18 protein-coding genes are annotated in these 17,954 nt (G+C 45.8%); 12 read left to right on the plus strand and 6 right to left on the minus strand.

Annotated features, from left to right (window positions below; genetic code table 11):
• Positions 1-124: 124 nt before the first annotated feature.
• A complete protein-coding gene (locus QOS03_RS03680) occupies positions 125-541 on the minus strand; it encodes an arsenate reductase ArsC (protein WP_283575375.1) in 417 nt (138 codons plus the stop codon).
• A gap of 209 nt (positions 542-750) precedes the next feature.
• Between QOS03_RS03680 and QOS03_RS03685 the strand changes: the two genes are divergently transcribed.
• Positions 751-3,396, plus strand: coding sequence for a cation-translocating P-type ATPase (locus QOS03_RS03685; RefSeq protein ID WP_283575376.1), 2,646 nt, complete (start codon positions 751-753; stop codon positions 3,394-3,396).
• A gap of 68 nt (positions 3,397-3,464) precedes the next feature.
• Here the strand turns inward: QOS03_RS03685 and QOS03_RS03690 are convergent, their stop codons facing one another.
• The 3 genes from QOS03_RS03690 to QOS03_RS03700 are packed head-to-tail and all read right to left on the minus strand — an operon-like array spanning position 3,465 to position 4,895.
• A complete protein-coding gene (locus tag QOS03_RS03690) occupies positions 3,465-4,421 on the minus strand; it encodes a glycosyltransferase (protein WP_283575377.1) in 957 nt (318 codons plus the stop codon).
• A complete protein-coding gene (locus QOS03_RS03695; RefSeq protein WP_283575378.1) occupies positions 4,418-4,708 on the minus strand; it encodes a glycosyltransferase family 2 protein in 291 nt (96 codons plus the stop codon). The genes QOS03_RS03690 and QOS03_RS03695 overlap by 4 nt, the downstream gene beginning before the upstream one ends.
• 22 nt (positions 4,709-4,730) lie before the next feature.
• Positions 4,731-4,895, minus strand: coding sequence for an LPXTG cell wall anchor domain-containing protein (locus QOS03_RS03700; protein ID WP_080890476.1), 165 nt, complete (start codon positions 4,893-4,895; stop codon positions 4,731-4,733).
• Between the two features lie 345 nt (positions 4,896-5,240).
• Here QOS03_RS03700 and QOS03_RS03705 point away from each other — a divergent pair, with 345 nt between their 5' ends.
• From QOS03_RS03705 to QOS03_RS09665, 10 genes are all read left to right on the plus strand, one after another.
• Positions 5,241-5,726, plus strand: coding sequence for a flavodoxin (locus QOS03_RS03705; protein WP_283575379.1), 486 nt, complete (start codon positions 5,241-5,243; stop codon positions 5,724-5,726).
• Positions 5,727-5,885: 159 nt separating this feature from the next.
• On the plus strand, positions 5,886-7,235 hold the full coding sequence (locus QOS03_RS03710; RefSeq protein ID WP_283575380.1) for an FAD-dependent oxidoreductase: 1,350 nt from the start codon (positions 5,886-5,888) through the stop codon (positions 7,233-7,235).
• A 72-nt stretch (positions 7,236-7,307) separates the two neighbouring features.
• Positions 7,308-7,814, plus strand: coding sequence for a cupin domain-containing protein (locus tag QOS03_RS03715; RefSeq protein WP_283575434.1), 507 nt, complete (start codon positions 7,308-7,310; stop codon positions 7,812-7,814).
• 349 nt (positions 7,815-8,163) lie between these two features.
• Complete coding sequence (locus tag QOS03_RS03720) at positions 8,164-9,096, plus strand: ATP-binding cassette domain-containing protein (RefSeq protein WP_283575381.1); 933 nt, start codon at positions 8,164-8,166, stop codon at positions 9,094-9,096.
• A gap of 1 nt (position 9,097) precedes the next feature.
• Positions 9,098-10,627: an ABC transporter permease/substrate-binding protein gene (locus QOS03_RS03725; RefSeq protein ID WP_283575382.1), complete on the plus strand. Its 1,530-nt coding sequence runs from the start codon at positions 9,098-9,100 to the stop codon at positions 10,625-10,627.
• 327 nt (positions 10,628-10,954) lie between these two features.
• Positions 10,955-11,113 carry a hypothetical protein gene (locus tag QOS03_RS03730; RefSeq protein WP_283575383.1) on the plus strand — a complete coding sequence of 53 codons (159 nt, stop codon included), beginning with the start codon at positions 10,955-10,957 and terminating at the stop codon, positions 11,111-11,113.
• A 223-nt stretch (positions 11,114-11,336) separates the two neighbouring features.
• Complete coding sequence (locus QOS03_RS03735; RefSeq protein ID WP_272208973.1) at positions 11,337-11,669, plus strand: metal-sulfur cluster assembly factor; 333 nt, start codon at positions 11,337-11,339, stop codon at positions 11,667-11,669.
• Entirely contained in the window at positions 11,650-11,886 is a 237-nt protein-coding gene (locus tag QOS03_RS03740; protein WP_169461744.1) for a DUF1858 domain-containing protein, read from the plus strand. Before QOS03_RS03735 ends, QOS03_RS03740 begins: the two co-directional genes overlap by 20 nt.
• A complete protein-coding gene (locus tag QOS03_RS03745) occupies positions 11,879-13,060 on the plus strand; it encodes a DUF438 domain-containing protein (RefSeq protein ID WP_408612068.1) in 1,182 nt (393 codons plus the stop codon). The genes QOS03_RS03740 and QOS03_RS03745 overlap by 8 nt, the downstream gene beginning before the upstream one ends.
• Positions 13,053-13,214: a hypothetical protein gene (locus tag QOS03_RS09665; RefSeq protein ID WP_408612069.1), complete on the plus strand. Its 162-nt coding sequence runs from the start codon at positions 13,053-13,055 to the stop codon at positions 13,212-13,214. The genes QOS03_RS03745 and QOS03_RS09665 overlap by 8 nt, the downstream gene beginning before the upstream one ends.
• 144 nt (positions 13,215-13,358) lie before the next feature.
• Here the strand turns inward: QOS03_RS09665 and QOS03_RS03750 are convergent, their stop codons facing one another.
• Both QOS03_RS03750 and xerS read right to left on the minus strand, forming a co-directional pair.
• The gene (locus tag QOS03_RS03750) at positions 13,359-14,342 is read right to left on the minus strand and encodes an asparaginase (protein ID WP_283575384.1); all 984 of its coding nucleotides are present in this window, start codon (positions 14,340-14,342) and stop codon (positions 13,359-13,361) included.
• Positions 14,343-15,024: 682 nt separating this feature from the next.
• Positions 15,025-16,104 carry a tyrosine recombinase XerS gene (gene xerS, locus QOS03_RS03755; RefSeq protein WP_169461747.1) on the minus strand — a complete coding sequence of 360 codons (1,080 nt, stop codon included), beginning with the start codon at positions 16,102-16,104 and terminating at the stop codon, positions 15,025-15,027.
• Between the two features lie 164 nt (positions 16,105-16,268).
• Here xerS and QOS03_RS03760 point away from each other — a divergent pair, with 164 nt between their 5' ends.
• Positions 16,269-17,948 carry an LPXTG cell wall anchor domain-containing protein gene (locus QOS03_RS03760; RefSeq protein WP_283575385.1) on the plus strand — a complete coding sequence of 560 codons (1,680 nt, stop codon included), beginning with the start codon at positions 16,269-16,271 and terminating at the stop codon, positions 17,946-17,948.
• Positions 17,949-17,954: the final 6 nt, after the last annotated feature.

Below are 17,954 nucleotides of genomic sequence, written 5' to 3' on the forward strand. Positions count from 1 at the left end.
CTAGCCAATTTTAAATGCCCTCCAAATATAAGATGAATTTTCTATTTCATCTGTATACTTAGAGGGCATTATAGCCAAGCAGCTTAGTCAAGACGTTTGTAAAAATTGATTTTGAATTAGGGCGTTATGGGTAGTTAACGCCTTGCTCAATCTTATCTTTGAGCATCAAAATATTTTTTTCAATTTGATTGATAACTTTAATAAACTCATCGTCAGCTTGGCCAGTTGGATCGTTTAGCCCCCAATCAACCCGCCATTTAGCCGGCAGATAGGGACATTTTACACCGCAGCCCATGGTAACGACACCGTCAACGACTGGCAGTGCGTTAAACGTCTTGTTATATTGTCCTGATGCTTCCATATCAATGCCATAAATTTTTTTCATCAAGCGGACGGCATCTGGATTGATTTGATCTTTAATCTGCGTACCTGCTGAATAACTTTCAAAAACATTGCCTGCCAGGTGTTTGCCTAATGCTTCGGCAATTTGACTACGGCATGAATTGTGCGTGCAGATGAATGCAATCTTAGGTTTAGTCAATGGAACATCCTCATTTTCGTTTTTGTTTAATTTTATAAGGGTGCTTCTTTTTTGACAACCGGCTGTGAGATTTTTGAAATATTTCGTTATGCTTTTTTGCTAAATCTGCTAATGTAACCCCTACCATATTAATTTGGTAAATGTTATGCTTGTGTTGTAATAGTTGTTGTAAAAAAGAAGTATCAAATACAGAGAGGGGTTTAACGTCTATGAAGGACCAATTTTATCGTCAAACCACCTTGCAGGTTTTGGAACGACTTAAGGCAACGCCACAAGGGCTGCTGACAACTGAGGCCATGGAGCGGCTGCAGAAAAATGGTCCCAATAAATTGCCGCAAGGAAAAAAGGTTACGCTTTGGCAAAGAATCATCGCTCAGTTTAAAGATCTGATGATTTTGATTTTAATGGTCGCGGCAATTGTCGCAGCATTTGCTGGTGAACTTTCGGATACGATTATTATCTTATTAGTCGTTATTTTAAATGCTGCATTTGGAGTCTTTCAGGAAACTAAGGCCGAGAATGCCATTGATGCGCTGCAAAAAATGAGCACACCAACCACTCGAGTCAGACGAGATGGCCAGATTGCCCAGCTTTCCAGTAAGGAGCTGGTCGTTGGCGACGTGATTCTTTTGGAAGCTGGGGACATTATTCCCGCTGACGTTCGCTTCTTAAAGACGCAAAACGTCAAAGTCGAAGAAGCAGCGCTGACTGGCGAATCAGTTGCCGTAACCAAAGATGAGGCGGTAATTGATGCCGAATCGGCTGCTCTAGGGGATCAGCATAACATGGGCTTTATGAATACCAGTATGACGGCGGGCACAGCCGAGGCAGTCGTAGTTGCTACTGGCAAGGATACCGAAGTTGGCAAGATCGCCCAGATGCTGAACAGTGCCGAACAGACCGTAACGCCATTGCAGCGCAACATTACCCATCTCAGCAAAATTCTTAGTGTGCTGGTTTTGGCAATCGCCGTCATTATTTTCGCGCTAGGAATGCTGACTAAGCGCGAGTCGCCGCTGGATATGCTGCTGACCGCCATCTCGCTGGCCGTTGCAGCAATTCCGGAAGGGCTACCAGCCATCGTTACCATTACGCTGGCTTTAGGGACCCAAGCGATGGCTAAGCGGCACGCGCTGATTCGTAAGCTGCAGGCCGTTGAAACGCTAGGCGCTACTGAAATCATCGCTTCCGATAAAACTGGAACCCTGACCAAGAATCAGATGACAATCGAACAGCTGATGCTGAACGGTCAAGTTACGGCTGCACCTGATTTTAAAGTTGATGCTGACTCGCCGTTGACCAAGGCAATGATTCTGGCTAATGATGCTGAGCGGGGCAGTCAAAAAGAATTATTGGGCGATCTGACCGAAACGGCGCTGTGGCAATTTTATATCGATAAAGGGCTTGATATCGATGAGTTTAGGCAGCGCTATCCACGCCTTAATTCATGGCCATTCGATTCGGAACGTAAATTGATGTCAGTAGCCGTTAATGATAAGCAGCCGACGCTCTACCTAAAAGGGGCGGTCGATGAACTGCTGACACGGGCAGATCGCATTTTGGATGGCGAACAGGTGCGAGAACTGACCGATGACGATCGTGAACGCATTCTTAAAACCAATCACCATTTAGCTAAACAGGCATTGCGGGTGCTTGGCTATGCATACCGGCCACTGACTGAAAAAGAATGTCAAAGTACTGATCCGGCGTTGGTTGAACAATCACTGATCTTTATTGGGCTGTCAGGGATGATTGATCCACCGCGTCCTGAAGTCAAGGCTGCTATTCAAGAGGCTAAGGAGGCTGGGATTCGACCATTAATGATTACCGGTGATCATAAGACAACGGCGCGGGCAATTGCTGAACGTCTGGGAATCATTGATCCTGGTGATGAAGCTGGTGCGATTACTGGTCAGGAACTTAACGCGCTCAGTGATCAGGAATTAAAGGATCAGGTAGCACAGTACTCGGTTTATGCACGAGTTGCGCCTGAGCATAAGGTTCGGATTGTCAAAGCTTGGCAGTCGCATGACAAGGTCGTTGCCATGACTGGTGATGGCGTGAATGATGCCCCAGCTCTAAAGACTGCTGATATCGGCGTCGGTATGGGAATTACCGGGACCGAGGTTTCTAAAAACGCAGCTGACGTCGTATTAGCTGATGATAATTTTGCTACGATCATTGCCGCGGTCAAGGAAGGGCGCAAAGTCTTTGCCAATATTCAAAAAGCGATCCAGTATCTGCTTTCAGCTAACCTTGGCGAAGTCTTGACGCTTTTAATCATGACGATCATGAACTGGTCAATTCTGGCACCGGTGCAAATTTTATGGATCAATCTGGTAACTGATACATTCCCTGCTATTGCGTTAGGGGTCGAACCTGCTGAAGGCGATGTTATGAAACATCAGCCGCGGGGCAATCAAGGCAGCTTTTTGGCTCATGGCGTCGGCTTTAATATTATCTACCAAGGAATCTTGGAGGGGCTGCTGACATTGGGCGTTTATGCATTAGGCATTTTATACCCCGTTCATCAAGGAGCCGCGCTGATTCATGCCGATGCACTGACGATGGCTTACATTACCTTAGGATTGATTCAGTTGCTGCACGCCTGCAACTGTAAGTCGTTGCAAGGAACGATCTTTAAGACGGGGGAATTTAAGAATCGCTACTTTAACTGGGCAATCCTAAGTTCAACGCTGCTTTTAGCCGGTACGATCTTCATTCCAATTTTAAATCCGATTTTCCATACTACGGAATTGGATCTTGCTCAATGGGGTATCGTAATTGGAGCTGGCCTTTTGATGGTTTTGATTGTTGAAATCGTTAAGGCGATTCAGCGTCATCAAAAAAATTAAACGTGAAAAAAGCCTCAAGCTCTGATTAAATTCAGAACTTGAGGCTTTTATTGGCTTGTCAGTCGTTTTTAACGATCAACGTGCTGCCATTTAGCCGTTTTATCTTCATTGTTAGCAATGCGCTTCATGTTGAATAGGCAGCGCATCAGTGAGATCCAGTCAACGATATTGATCACGTATAGAATCAGGTAGGCTAGCGGCGCGACCATCATCAGTCGGATCCGTTCCCAGAATTTAAGCTCTTCTGGTATGAATGTTGCCATTGCAAAGAGATAGTAGAGGCCCAAAATAGCGAAGATCGTTGAGAAATCGGCAAAGTGATGGATAATCCCGATAATCCAAAGCAGCAGCAGTGGATCAATCAGCATTAAAAACTCTTCAAAGAAAACTTTTGGCAGTTTCCAAAAGGCGAGTGAGAAAGTGTACTTGGCATCGCGATTAAAAATTACGCGGCGATGCTTAAACAAAGCCTTAAAACGACCTTGTTTCCACCGATAGCGTTGTTTGAGCAACTGAGAAAAGCGGCTGACTGGCGGAGTATGGGCGATAACGTCATCGGCATAGCCAAATTGCCGATTGCTGTTGCCAAAATGATCGATCATCTTCATCGTAAAATCGATGTCTTCAGTGATCGAATCGGTGTCATAACCACCGACTTCCAGCATGGCTGACTTGCGAAAAGTTGAGCCAATACTGCCAATGATATACTCAATTCCCAAAAGCTCCTCAGATCCCTTTAGCCGATAACCAAGCAGATATTCGACTTTTTGGACGTATTCCAATAGATTCTGGGGGTGCGTAATGCGAACGTTCGCACTGGCTCCCAATAGTCTGGGATCATCAAAACGCAAGGCCATATTTGTCAATGCGGTTGGCGTCAAATAAGAATCGGCATCAAGTACCATGATCAGATCACCAGTCGCAAATTTTTTTAAAGCATGATTGATTGCAACCGACTTGCCTTGATTATGTTGATGGATGACACACAGCTTAGGATGTTGTCTGGCTAATCGATCCAAAATCATCCCTGTCTTTTATCACTGGAGCCATCATCAACCGCGATCACCTCAAAATTAGGGTAAGTCTGCTTTAAGACTGACTCAACGCCCCGACGAATAAACTTTTCTTCGTTAAACGCGGGAATTATCACAGAGAAACGGTGATCGGTTGGCTTTTGGCTGATCTGCTGTCGATCAAGGCTGTTGATCTGATGCAGATTTGATACAATCAAGCCAATTAAGATGCGACCGACTGCCAAAATACTGAGCGCAAATACCGTAATGGCAATGATCAATGCCGGGCTGAATTTCATGATGATCCTCCTTTTTTAAAGATTAAGAGGATCGCTTCTTGATCTCAACCACAATCAGCGTTATGGCCAGGATCGTCATCAAAATACCAATGGCAGCGGCAAAAATCGTGCTCACGGTATTACCTGTCTGTGGTAAAACGGCAGCTAATGGAGTAGCCATCAAACCTTTAGATAAGTTAGAGTACATAGATTAAACCTCCTTGTCATTGCTATTTCGACTATGACTAAAGTATAGCGAGAATATTTGAACTATTTTTGAGCAAATGTTAAAAAATGTCTTAATAGTGAATTTAATTACATTTCTAATAAGAAGGATTAGTCAAGCTGGTTAGATGATTAATGGTTAAAAAATCAGGATTCGGCTGGCGGTTAAGCGATTTGTACACAAGCCAACGCTTTCTTTTGAGACTGCTGCACATGGATGGTTACTGATACCATGCAAAAAAAGCATACTAGCATATCAAATAAACATTTTAAAGTCTTGACGCTTAGGAATATACTAAAAGTAAGCAAAATAAAAGGAGTGATTATTTTGGCTAAAGTGATAGTATTTTACTTTTCGGCTACCAATACAACCAAGCAGCGCGCGGAAAAAGTTGCACAAAAGCTGGGGGCGGATTTATTTGAGATTCACGCTGCAAAGCCATATTCAGTAGCCGATCTGGACTGGCATGATCCCCAATCACGCACGTCAATTGAGCAGCATCAGCATGCCAGCCGTGTTGCGATTAAAGATGACCTGCCTGACATTAGCAGTTATGATACGGTCTTGATTGGCTTTCCAATCTGGTGGGGGATTCCGCCGCGTCTGATTGCCGATCTGATTGATCATCTACCGCTCAGTGGCAAGCAACTGGTGGGATTTGCAACTTCCGGCAGTTCTGGTTTTGATCGCGCGCAAAGCTATCTGGAACGAACCGTTAAGGAAAATAATGCTGCTGTTCAAGTTTTGCCAGGAGCCGTTTTAAACAATGACGCGCAGATGAATGCCTGGTTAAAGCAGCTTAATCTTAATTAATTGGTTATCTTAAAATGGTGCTGAGCCACTCTTTAATAAGAGTCTGGTCCGGCATCTTTTTTTGGTCATTTTTGAGCAGATTGATTGCTTTTTGATATTCACTTATTTATAGTAAGCAAAAACATCAATTATTTTGAATTGGCGAAAGGATGATCGGCAATGGAAAAATTTAAAAATGTGGTAATTGGCTTTGGTAAGGCTGGTAAGACACTGGCTAAGTTCTTGGCGCAGCATGATGAAGAAGTGCTGCTGATTGAGCGTTCAGATCAGATGTATGGCGGCACCTGCATTAACGTTGGCTGTCTGCCGTCCAAAAATATGATTATCAATGGTCAGCGTCATCTTGAGTTTGCTGATGCGGTTGCCAAACGAGGCACGATGACTAAACAGCTGCGGAACAAGAACTATCACATGGTTGCTGATGAGCCACTGGCAACGGTTTGGAATGGCCAGGCCAGTTTTGTCAGCAACCATGAACTAAAAGTCGCTATGGCTGATGGGACTGTGCGACAGGCTGCCGCCGAGCGCATCTTTATCAATACTGGTGCCACGCCGGTCTGGCCAAAAGTTCCAGGGCTGACTCCCAGCGAGCGGATCGTCAGTTCCAAAGAAGCCATGGAACTTGCCAAAAAGCCGGCCCGCCTGGCAATTATTGGGGGTGGCTATATTGGACTGGAATTTGCCGAAATGTTTAATTCCTTTGGCAGCGAAGTAACCATCCTTGACCACCATGCTCAGCTTTTGGGACGCGAAGACGCAGACATCGCGGCTGAAGTAACGACTGATCTTGTCAGCCTTGGGATCAAGATTGAGCTGAATGCTGAATTAACCAGCGCGGCAGATGATGGCCAGCAAGTCTTATTGACCTATCACCAAAACGGCCAAAAATGGCAGACCGAGTTTGATGCCGTGCTGGTGGCTGCCGGGCGACGTCCCAATATCGATGGACTGGGACTGGAAAACACCGATATTGCCCTGACCGAGCGCAATGCCATTCAAGTTGATGATCGGTTGCGAACCACGGTGCCAGATGTCTGGGCTTTAGGCGACGTCAATGGCGGGCCAATGTTTACCTACATCTCGCTTGACGACTTTCGGATCGTTAAAGACCAGCTGTTTGGCCAAGGCAAGCGGACGACTGCTGATCGTAATGTCGTGCCGACCGCATCGTTTTTGACGCCGCCGCTGGCAAACGTAGGAATCAACGAGCGCCAGGCCCAGGCTGCCGGTAAGGATTATCTGGTCTTCAAACTGCCGGTCAAGGCCATTCCTAAGGCGCGCGTGCTGGAGGATCAGCGGGGAGTCTACAAGGCAATCGTTGAGCGTGATACGCATCGGATTCTGGGCGCGACGCTTTATGCTGCTGAGGCCCATGAAACGATCAACTTGATTGCGCTGCCGATGAAGACGGATCTGCCATACGAAACGCTGCGTGACATGATTTTTACGCATCCAACCATGTCTGAGGCCCTAAACGATCTTTTTAAGGCGCCGATAAAGCAGGCTTAATAATTTTTTGCAATCAGTCCGCTTAAAAGACCGAACTTTGTTACAATGAAAGAAAAAAGTGAGGTCTATGCCATGCCGACTAAAGACGAATATATTGAAAAGCTCAACCTGACGCCACATCCAGAAGGTGGTTGGTATCGTCAAGTTTATCACAGTGCCAAGACGCATTATGACGCTACGTCCCTGGCCAGCCGTTACGAGTACACTTCAATCTATTTTATTTTGGACGGGGGCTCGCCATCGCATCTGCACCGGCTGCTTCATGATGAACTATGGTATTTCCATGATGGCTCATCAATTGTCGTCCACTGTTTTTATCCGGATGGTACCTATGAGGCTGTACATTTAGGCCGTAATATTGAACGGGGTGAACAGCTGCAGTTCCGAGTGCCAGCGGGAACGATTTTTGGCTCGGAGGTCTTGGATGCTTCATCGTTTGGGCTGGTCAGCTGTGCCGTGGCGCCCGGCTTTGACTATCATGACTTTGAACTGTTTACCCAGGAACAGCTGCTGGCTGAGTATCCGGAGCAGGCTGAAGTAATCAGGCGGGTCGCGTATCAAAAGCTGCCAGCCGAATAGTAAAAACAGCGCGGAATCAAGTTCGATTCGGCGCTGTTTTGATTTCAAGCGTATCTAACATTAAAAACGGGCCTGTCGTCAGCATGATTATGAGTGCAATACTTCACGATTTCGGGCCTGACTTTGTGAAGAAAATCAGGTTTTAGCTTACAGGGACCTTAAGTTTACCTACGATTCGCTGCTTTAGGGCCGAAAGTAGGTAAATGTATATTCAGTCGACCTGGCTTTTACCTACTAAAGGCTGAAATTTTTTAAATCGTAGGTAAAAATGTATATTTTAGAGCGGATTGGCTTAGAATGCAAAAAGAAACTTTAATGGTTACAACAAACAGAGAATACGGTGATTAGATTGATTAAATACGAAAACGTGGGCATGAGATATGGTCAAAACGTCATCTTAAAAGACATCACGCTGACGATCAATAATGGCGAGCTGTTTGTCCTGGTTGGCCCCAGCGGCAGCGGCAAGACCACGCTGCTTAGAATGATCAACCGGCTGACAGCGCCAACTACTGGCAACGTCTATCTGGATGAAAAGCGCGTCAAAGACTATGACTTGCGCGAGCTGCGTCTGCATATGGGATACGTATTGCAGAGCAGCAGTCTGTTTCCTAATCTAACGGTTGGTGAAAATATTGCCATTCAGCTTGAGCAGCAGGGCGTCAATAAAAAAGATCGGCGTAAACGTTCGATGGAGCTGCTTGATCAAGTTGGCCTGCCAGCTAGTGATTTTATCGATCGGCATCCCGATGAGCTTTCGGGTGGTCAGCAGCAGCGCGTAGCCATCGCCCGCTCAATGGCCACTCAGCCCCAGCTTATCTTAATGGATGAATCGTTCAGCGCGCTTGATCCGGTTTTACGTACTCAACAGCAGGACTTGTTGTTAAAGCTGCATCGCCAGTCAAAGACAACTGTTGTTTTTGTTACCCATGACATGCAAGAGGCACTGCGGTTAGGCGATCGGATTGCCGTGATCAATGATGGTCAACTGCAGCAGGTTGGCACGCCAAATGAGATTTTGGAACAGCCAGCCAATCAGTTTGTCACCGACTTTTTTGCAACTGCGCGGCCAAGATTGGGCACCATGACCGCGCTCTTATCGTCAAAACTAGTACAAAAAGCGCCAGTTGCTGATCAATCTGCCGCCGTCGCTACGGTAGCAGAACTGGCAAGTCTTACGCCTGACGCGGTTGGCTGGCTTTGCTTTCAATACCAGGGGCAGGGTTTTAGAATTCAGACAACTGATCTGCTGCATTATTTAGGACAAAGAGAGGAGCGATAAGATGACTGAATTGCTTAATACGATCGCAACGCAAAAAAGTCAGATTGAGCAGGCACTGTGGGAACATCTTTCGTTATCGTTTTGGGCGTTGGTGATTGCCATGCTGATTGCGATTCCATTGGCAGTGTTGCTGAAAAACAGTCGACATGCCGGCGAGATCGTTTTGCAGCTGGCCGGAGTGATGCAGACGATTCCCAGTTTGGCACTGCTAGGACTGCTGATTCCGCTGGTTGGGATCGGCAGCTTTCCAGCCTTAATTGCTCTGGTTGTCTACGGTATTATGCCGATCTATCAAAATACCTATTCTGGCCTGCGCAGCGTTGATCCAAATCTTGAAGAAGCCGCGACGGCATTTGGCCTTTCGCGTTGGAAAAAACTGACGCGACTGGAATTGCCCATGGCGCTGCCCGTGATCTTATCCGGAATTCGCATCTCCTTGGTCATGATTATCGGGACGGCAACCCTAGCCGCTTTAATTGGTGCTGGTGGGCTGGGGACCTACATTATGCTGGGAATCAATCAAAACAACAACGCCTACCTGATTATTGGAGCAGGGCTTTCGGCAATGTTGGCGCTTTTGATGTCGGCACTGCTAAAATATGTCGGTGCTTCCAAAAAACATCTCAAGCAGGGAATCATCGTGGCCGTGCTTGCTTTGGTGGGGTTTGGCGGTTGGCGAGCCTGGAGCAGCATTCAAAGCGAATCAGAGCCAATCGTGATTGCTGGTAAACTAGGAAGCGAACCTGATATTTTAATCCACATGTACAAAGATCTGATTGTAAATGACGATCCGCATGCCAAGGTCGAGTTAAAGGCTAACTTTGGCGGTACCAGCTTTTTATTCCGTGCGCTGCGCAATGATCAGATCGATATCTATCCTGAGTTTACCGGAACCGTTTTACAGTCGCTGGTTCATGATCAACGAGCGACGCCACGTGATCCGGTTAAGACATACCAACGGGCGCGACGTCTGTTGAAGCAGGAATACAACCTAACGTATCTGAAGCCGATGAAGTATCAAAATGGCTACGATCTGGCCGTCAGCGCTGATTTTGCCAAGGAACATCAGCTTACCAAGCTCAGCGATTTGACTAAAATCAACGATCAGATCACAGCCGGCTTTGATCCTGACTTTGCCAATCAAAAAGACGGCTATCTAGGTCTAAAAACGGCGTATAACCTAGACTTCAAACAGGTAAAGACGATGGAGCCCGCGCTGCGTTACCAGGCAATTGCTGCTGGTCGTGTCAATCTGGTCGATGGTTATACGACAGATCCGCAAGTGCGACAGTACCATCTCAAGGTGCTTAAAGATGATCAGCATTTCTTCCCGCCTTATCAGGGAGCACCTTTGATGAAGGCCTCGTTTGCCAAAAAGCATCCCCAGGTCGTTAAAAGTTTGAACAAGTTGGCTGGCAAGATCAGCGAAAAAGACATGCAGGAAATGAACTATCAAGTAACGGTTCAGCATCAAAAAGCCAGCGCTGTTGCCCATGAATATTTAATCGCTCACCACCTGATTAAAAAATAGCTTTATGAGAGTCAGCTGCCACTAAATGGCGACTGGCCTTTTGTTTCGTACATCTACAAACATTCGACGTTTATATCTACTGGTATCTTTTATAAACTTTTCATTAATAATCAACGAATAAATTAGAATAGTTTTAATCAAGCCGAATATTTTAATTAACGATTATGGTACCGATTCCAAATTTAAGACGAAGAGCGGCTGGATGAGATTTTTTTAATTCAAACAGGTCCTGAATATCAAGAAATTCTGGATGATCTGGAATATCGGATCAACCATCCTGAAACCACGCCAAGCGGTCAATTAGTTGAAAAGATTAAAAATGATTCGTTGGTTGACTACGCACTGCATCAGGCTCATAAATACCAAGATGGTGCCATTCAAGCCTTGCGTCCATTCCGCGGCTTTGAGGAAAACAATGGCAACATTAGTGCTGATGAGCTAGCCAAGAAACTCTTTGAAGGAACTTGGCGTCTAAACAAGTCATAGATAAAGGTAAAGTCGGTTTGGAAATCATGTGATCTTCAAACCGACTTTTTTATATCATTTTAAATTGTTGTTCATTGAATCCAGTCACTGCGCATTATTGAGAAACGAGCTAAATCGTCAATAAGCGTTCGATCAGGACTGAACTTGAGTGGTAAAAAATTAATCAGGAAGTCAGCAAGCCATGCTAAAATAAAGCGCGAAGAAATGGATTAGGAGGGATGAAATGACCCCAATTGAGCAACAAGTATGGGATGCGTTAACCGCTGTAATTGACCCTGAGCTTAGCGTCAGCATCGTTGACCTCGGCTTAATATATGAAATTGAGGTTGATGACCAAGGCTGCTGCAGTATCAAGATGAGTTTAACGACACCTGGCTGTCCCTTAAGCAGTTTTCTACAAAATGACATCGAAAGGGCCGCTAAAAAAGTGCCAGCCATTCGTGATGCTCGCGTTCAGCTGGTCTGGTATCCAGTCTGGAGCATTGCCAGAATGTCATCGAAAGCACGCCGTCAGTTAGGGATTGGAGGAAGCCTGCATGACCAGCAAAACCGTTGATTTTAGCCAGCCAGTATATGATCTTGCCCAACAGGATCCTGATTTTGTCGCTATTATGGTCGAAGCCGGCTTTGATAAAATCAAAATTCCAGGGATGCTTGATACTGTTGGCCGTTTCGTCAATATCAATCGGGGCTGTCTAGCGATGAATATTGATAAGCACCTTGTAATCGACACTTTTAAACGACATGGGTATGAAGTGATTAACCATGACTGAACAGCGTAATCTCCATCAGCGTCAGCAGCAGCTGGTTAAGATTCTGACGTTTTTAAGCAATGGTGGCGACTTTAAGCAGGCCCAACAATTGTTTGATCAAGAGTTTGCCAATGTTGACGTAGCTGAGATTACGGCAGCTGAAAGACAGCTGATCGCCAATGGTTTGGATCCGCGTGAGATTCAAAAATTATGCAACGTACATGTGGCACTGTTTAAGGATGCCATCACGCCAGGCAAACCGAATGCTGCTTTTGAAACTCCTGGGCATCCCGTCTACACGCTGAAACTGGAAAACAAGATTATTGAGTCTTTGATCAACGACGAGCTGCTGCCCTGTCTTAAAAAGTGGCAGCAGGACGGCAGTGACAATGAGTATCTCCAACGAATGCGGCATGCTCTAAAAGATCTGCTGACCATCGACCGGCATTATGCGCGCAAGGAAAATACTCTGTTTCCATTAATGGATAAATATGGCATTACGGCACCGCCTAAGGTTATGTGGGGCGTTGATGACGACATTCGCGGATATATTAAAAAGGCCAACCAGCTGGTCAATCAGCAGCCACTGCCTGATAAATACGCCATTGAGGCTGCCGTAGAACAAGCCGCTCAGGAAGTATTGGCCATGATCGTTAAAGAAGAAGACATCATGCTGCCCATGTTGGCTGAGGTTGCCACACCTGCTGACTGGGCCCGTGTCAGAGAAGATGAGGACGCAATCGGCTATACGCTGATCTCAACGCCAATCAATTGGCAGCCGACCAAGCAGGAACTTGCTGACGCGGCAAACAAGCCCACCAACTCCACTCTGGGTCAGCAGTTTAATCAAATTGCCAAACAACTGGCTACCACTGACGCGCAAGTCAATCGAACCACTCAGCCAAGTGAGCAGGGGACTTCAACAATGACGCTGCCCGTTGATCCGCAAGCCAGAATTGACCTGGCAACTGGGCAGCTAAGTCCAGAAGAATTGATCGCGATCTTTAAACTGCTCCCGGTTGATCTGACCTTTGTCGACGCGGCTGATCAAGTACGCTGGTATTCAGATATTCCCGATCGCATCTTTCCCCGCGCTAAAAGCGTAATCGGACGGTCCGTCTATAATTGTCATCCTCCTAAGGCCCAGCCTAAGGTTAAAAAAGATTTTAACCAGTTTTCATGCAGGAATCAGTGATCGCGAAGAATTCTGGTTCAACCTGCATGGCGAGCGTTTCATTCATCTGCAATACATTGCCGTTCGCCGTGAAGATGGCACCTATTTGGGATGTCTAGAGATTGGCCAGGATGCCACCTACCTGCGCAGCCTCAAAGATGAAAAACGCCGCTAGGCTCTAGTCGACAGCTAAGCCAGAAAACACAGCTATAGAATATCTTTTAAATGTTTTACATAATATATAAAAGGTAAAAATAAAAGCGAATCCTACTCACAATCCCATTATTTTAGGGGCATTGAGATTAGGGTTCGCTTTTTTTTAGTACTTAGAAAAGGCCTGCCGAATCTTGGCGATATCTTTAGTCTGGGTCAGACAAAGCATCAGCAGGATTCTTGCTTTATAAGAGGTGAGGGTATTGACCCCGATAAAGTGATCAAGCGGATCAAAAATCGGCTCATCAAAAACGATTGAATTTGACACTCGCGAACTACGAACAATGACTACGCCTTGTTCAGCCAACTCATCCAGCTTTTCCCGCCAGGCATGGGAATAGTTGCCACTGCCGGTCCCAATCACTACGAGCCCATCACAGTCTTGCGCCAGTCGTTTTAAAGCATCAGCCGGCGCACCAGCATAGTAGACTGCCACGCCAACTTTAGGCAGCATTGAGTAGTCGCTTTGCGAGAATTTAGAATGAATCGTGTGGCGAGATACGGGGCGACTGGTGATAAAGGCCTCAGCGTCACGCATGTAGCCTAATGCCGCATGATCATTCAGACTGCTAAAGGCATCAATTTTATAGTTGTTGATCTTGGAAATATCACGAGCCGAGTAGATCGTGCTGGAAAACAGGCAGACCACGCCACAGTCATAAGCCTGATCATCAGCTGCCAGCGCGACCGCTTGATAAATGTTGAACGGACCATCCGCACTGGTAGCAGTGGCTGGCCGCATTGCCCCCGTTAAAACAACGGGCTTAGCCGTGTTCACCGTTAGATTTAAGAAGTAGGAGGTTTCTTCAATCGTATCGGTACCATGCGTGACCACAATGCCATCCACATCATCGCGCGCGGCCTGCTGATTGATGACATCACGCAGCCGGATCCATTTTTGCTCGTCCATTTCATTAGAATCAACGCTCATTAAGGACAGCATTTCAATATTGGCCAATTTTCCCAGTTGAGGGACGCTCTTTAAGATATCAGCCACCGCTACCGTTCCTGCCCGATATTCAGTAGTCCGGCCAGCTTCACCACTGCCGGCAATCGTACCACCAGTTGCAATAATCACGATATTCTTCAAAATCTCACATCCTTGTTTGATTAATGGTTTTAATAATACAAGAAAGCCATGAAAATTAAAAGCCGATATTTATTTACATAATATCGTAGACGTTAATTATACTGAGTTGACCGACTGTCTGCTCTTAAATCTGCCTGATTAACAGCTAAAAATCAACAAGCCGATTTTTCAAAATAATCATATAACAGTCTTACACGTTTTTCTGCTGATTAAAAACCTTGATTTAACGGCATTTATAGCAGTTTGGTGTAAGATTCTTTTATCAAAAGTATCTTACAATTATCGTTTTAACACTAAAAATCAGCCCAAAACAGGGCAAATGCAGAATTTGGCTCTCAGACGCACTGAAATTAATCTGCGCGGGTAGTTGGTCGTTTGAATGTGGCTGAGCGGCGATTATTGGATGAGCGTTTCGCGAGTCCTTTGGCTAACTGTCTTAAACGCGTCCAAGCAAGAATAAGTTGCAAATTTGTAATTTTGGGGGACCAACTTTAATCACTAACAGATGGCTACAATCCGACTGCGGGATTTTAAGGAATGGTGAGGCAGCCATCTTCACGTCTAAATTATGTACCCACTGAATAAAATAGGTATCTCGGCGAAATATTACGTTCTATATATTATGTAAAGTTACTGATAATAAAAATTCTGCCTAGCCATGGCCAGACAGAAGCTTACTTAATTAACTTTGTGGAGCTTGGTTTGCCTGCTCGCTGATTTCTCTTAGCGCTGCTTTTTGTTCTTTCTGATCAACGTGCGTATAGAGGTCGGTAGCTGAGGTGCCTTTTTGTCCTAATTGCTGAGAGACCAAAACCTGATCCTTGGTTACGTCATACAGCTCCGAGGCCAAAGTGTGGCGCAGTTTATGCGGGGTCAAGGGATGGCCGAATGCGGTTGAATATTTTTTAACCATTCGTTCAATGGCATTGGCCGTGATTCGCCGCGTTTTTCCTTGGTAAACCGTCAAAAAGAAGGCTTGATCCTTTTTAGTGGCCCCATAGCGCTGAGCTCGCAGATCACGGTAATCTTGAACATATTTGACTGCCCATGGAGCAATCGGCACGCTGTCTTTTTGACCACCTTTGCGCGTGACATCAAGCATCTGCTGCTGCCAGTTAATGTCATTAACGTTAACATTGGCAGTCTCAGAAACGCGGATTCCGGTTCCCAAAATCAAGGCTACGATGGCGATATCGCGTTCCTTGTTACGTCGATAGGCCGGCAACGAACGCTTGTCACAAATCTGTGGGTAGCGGTTTTCGATAAAATCAATGAAGTCAAACTTCATCTGACCACGATACATATGCGCGGCCAAAGCGTGAGCACGATAGTTCAAGGTTTTGGTATCATTGAGTGAACTGATTTTTAACATTACGTTGCGCTCAAAGTAAGGCTCCCCATCATTGTTATCAGCCGTCACCGTCAAAAACTTAAACAGACTGCGTAAGGCATTGATGGAGCGGTTGATCGAAGTAGGGGAGTTGACACGTCCCTGCGCATTGGTGGTGTGACGTAGATGATCAATGTAGAGCATGATATCATCACGACGCAAGTGTTCCAAAACCGTGGTGGGAATTTCTTGGTTAGACTTGGCGTCAACCAGGCCGCTGGCGCGCAGCCAGTCCATGAACCGGCGAATCTCAGTCAGATACTGATAAGTCGTCGTAATGGCATGATTGGTTCCAAGGCGGTATTCATTAACGTAATCTGGGAGCCGCGACAGTTCCTCATCGATCAGTTTCAAATACTTATCGGCTTCCATTTGTTTCCTCTTTTCTATTTGTTTCTACTATTATATAGTATCAGATTTGCCAGAAAGATTCTTGCTAAGTTTTGAGCATGGTTTGACATAAAATACGGAAATCGGTAAAGTAAATGTTGAAATTGGTTTGACCACCAACTTGTTTGATAAGGGAGTAATCTAAGATGGAGAATCAACATTTAAAACAATCAGTCTTAACGGCAGGGGTGATCGCTGGCGCGGCTGTTTTTGGAGGTGGCTGGCAGGAAGCCCATGCCGACACCGTCAACAATTCAACTGCGCAAATTATGACGGCTAATCCGAATACTACGGTTTCAACCACCGATGCGCAATGTACCGTTGCCAGCGCGCAGGCCGCCGTTTCTCAAGCTCAGCAAAGAGTCAATTCAGCTTCTGCCGCCGTGGTCTCGGCTTCAGCAGCTGTTAATTCGGCTTCAGCAGTTCAAAACAGCGCGGCCAGTGCGGCTAATGCCGCGCAGAGCAATTATGCTATTGCCAGTGCGGCAGCTCAATCACAAATGCCGTCCAGTGCTGAACAGGCAGCCACTTTAAACGGCAGTACGATTGACATCAAAAATGCCAATTTAAGCATGTTTGACAATTCATCATCTGATGCATCAGCCAATGTTAAGAATCAGATTGGCGAGGACAACGTTACCGAAAACTGGCATTTCAATCAAGCAACGCAGAAATACGAAATGGATCCTAGTCTCAAGGATGCCTTAACCGTTGTACCAACACTGGATGATGAAAGCATGACGCTTGATCCAACCAAACTTACGCTGGCTCAGCAAAGCGAGATCAACAATTATGTGGCCGCTTTGATCAATCAGATTCGGGCTAAATTTGGGCTGACTGCTTGGATTTACAACGATATGACGCTGGCCCAGGCATTAGATATCGTTAATTACGCCTATAATAACGAAAATTGGAACACTAGTGTTAAATTACAGGAAATCATTGCTCAAAACAAAGAAATTGAAGCCAAAAACAAAACTGCCAAACCGGCTGAGCAGGAGCCGTTGATTGCTCTTAATAAAGCTCATAATCTTGATAAGATTTTTGATAACGTTGAATACCGGTATAATGGCACCAGCGATAAGGTTAAGGCTAGCTGGGAAAATATTGGCATAATTTCAGAAAAGAATCCCAATATTGCTTCCACGCTTATTAAGACCATGGGCGATTTAAAGCAGGCTACCACGGTCTCAATTTGGGACATGCTGTTTAACGATGCTCACTCGCAAAACAGTCATGCCAGAATGCTTTTGAGCACCAACACTGAATACGTTGGCGTTGCAATGGACAACTATGGAGTCTTACATATCTACGGACTGATTCCATCGGCACTACAAAAGGTCAACGAAACGCAGACGGCTTTAGCCAATGCCAATAAAGACGTTGAAACGCAAAAAGGAAACCTGAGCAATGCGGAGAAAGAATTAAACGATGCCGTCGATGCCTTGGACAAAGCGCAAGATGCCTTAGAGAAAGCCAATCTGCTGATGGCGATTGAAGCCGTTGCCAAGGATACGACCCAGACATCATCTTCGCAAGACGCCAATTCCAGCACCAAGACGTCAACCAGCAAGTCACAAAAGCAGAATAGCCTTAAAGACGTTACGGTCAAGGCAACCAGTGAGCCAACAAAGGTCAGTCAGGCTAAGCACGGCAACAGCCAGCTTTTAAGCACCTCTAACGCCATTACGACTGCTGAGCCATCGATTCTGGAACGGCTCCTGCCACAGACCGGCAATCGCAATGGTTTTGGCATGACGATTCTGGGAATGCTGATGGGGATGCTGAGTTTTGGTTTCTTAGGTCTGCGCAAGCGCCGCTACTAATCGGGA

Source organism: Limosilactobacillus pulli, assembly GCF_947381555.1.
GTDB classification, from domain to species: Bacteria; Bacillota; Bacilli; order Lactobacillales; family Lactobacillaceae; genus Limosilactobacillus; species Limosilactobacillus pulli.

Excerpts from the sequence above, each read along its gene's own strand:
- QOS03_RS03685 (WP_283575376.1), top strand. The coding sequence starts at position 751 with ATGAAGGACCAATTTTATCGTCAAACCACCTTGCAGGTTTTGGAACGA.
- QOS03_RS03690 (WP_283575377.1), bottom strand. The coding sequence starts at position 4,421 with ATGATTTTGGATCGATTAGCCAGACAACATCCTAAGCTGTGTGTCATC.
- QOS03_RS03695 (WP_283575378.1), bottom strand. The coding sequence starts at position 4,708 with ATGAAATTCAGCCCGGCATTGATCATTGCCATTACGGTATTTGCGCTC.
- QOS03_RS03700 (WP_080890476.1), bottom strand. The coding sequence starts at position 4,895 with ATGTACTCTAACTTATCTAAAGGTTTGATGGCTACTCCATTAGCTGCC.
- QOS03_RS03710 (WP_283575380.1), top strand. The coding sequence starts at position 5,886 with ATGGAAAAATTTAAAAATGTGGTAATTGGCTTTGGTAAGGCTGGTAAG.
- QOS03_RS03715 (WP_283575434.1), top strand. The coding sequence starts at position 7,308 with ATGCCGACTAAAGACGAATATATTGAAAAGCTCAACCTGACGCCACAT.
- QOS03_RS03725 (WP_283575382.1), top strand. The coding sequence starts at position 9,098 with ATGACTGAATTGCTTAATACGATCGCAACGCAAAAAAGTCAGATTGAG.
- QOS03_RS03735 (WP_272208973.1), top strand. The coding sequence starts at position 11,337 with ATGACCCCAATTGAGCAACAAGTATGGGATGCGTTAACCGCTGTAATT.
- QOS03_RS03740 (WP_169461744.1), top strand. The coding sequence starts at position 11,650 with ATGACCAGCAAAACCGTTGATTTTAGCCAGCCAGTATATGATCTTGCC.
- QOS03_RS03745 (WP_408612068.1), top strand. The coding sequence starts at position 11,879 with ATGACTGAACAGCGTAATCTCCATCAGCGTCAGCAGCAGCTGGTTAAG.
- xerS (WP_169461747.1), bottom strand. The coding sequence starts at position 16,104 with ATGGAAGCCGATAAGTATTTGAAACTGATCGATGAGGAACTGTCGCGG.
- QOS03_RS03760 (WP_283575385.1), top strand. The coding sequence starts at position 16,269 with ATGGAGAATCAACATTTAAAACAATCAGTCTTAACGGCAGGGGTGATC.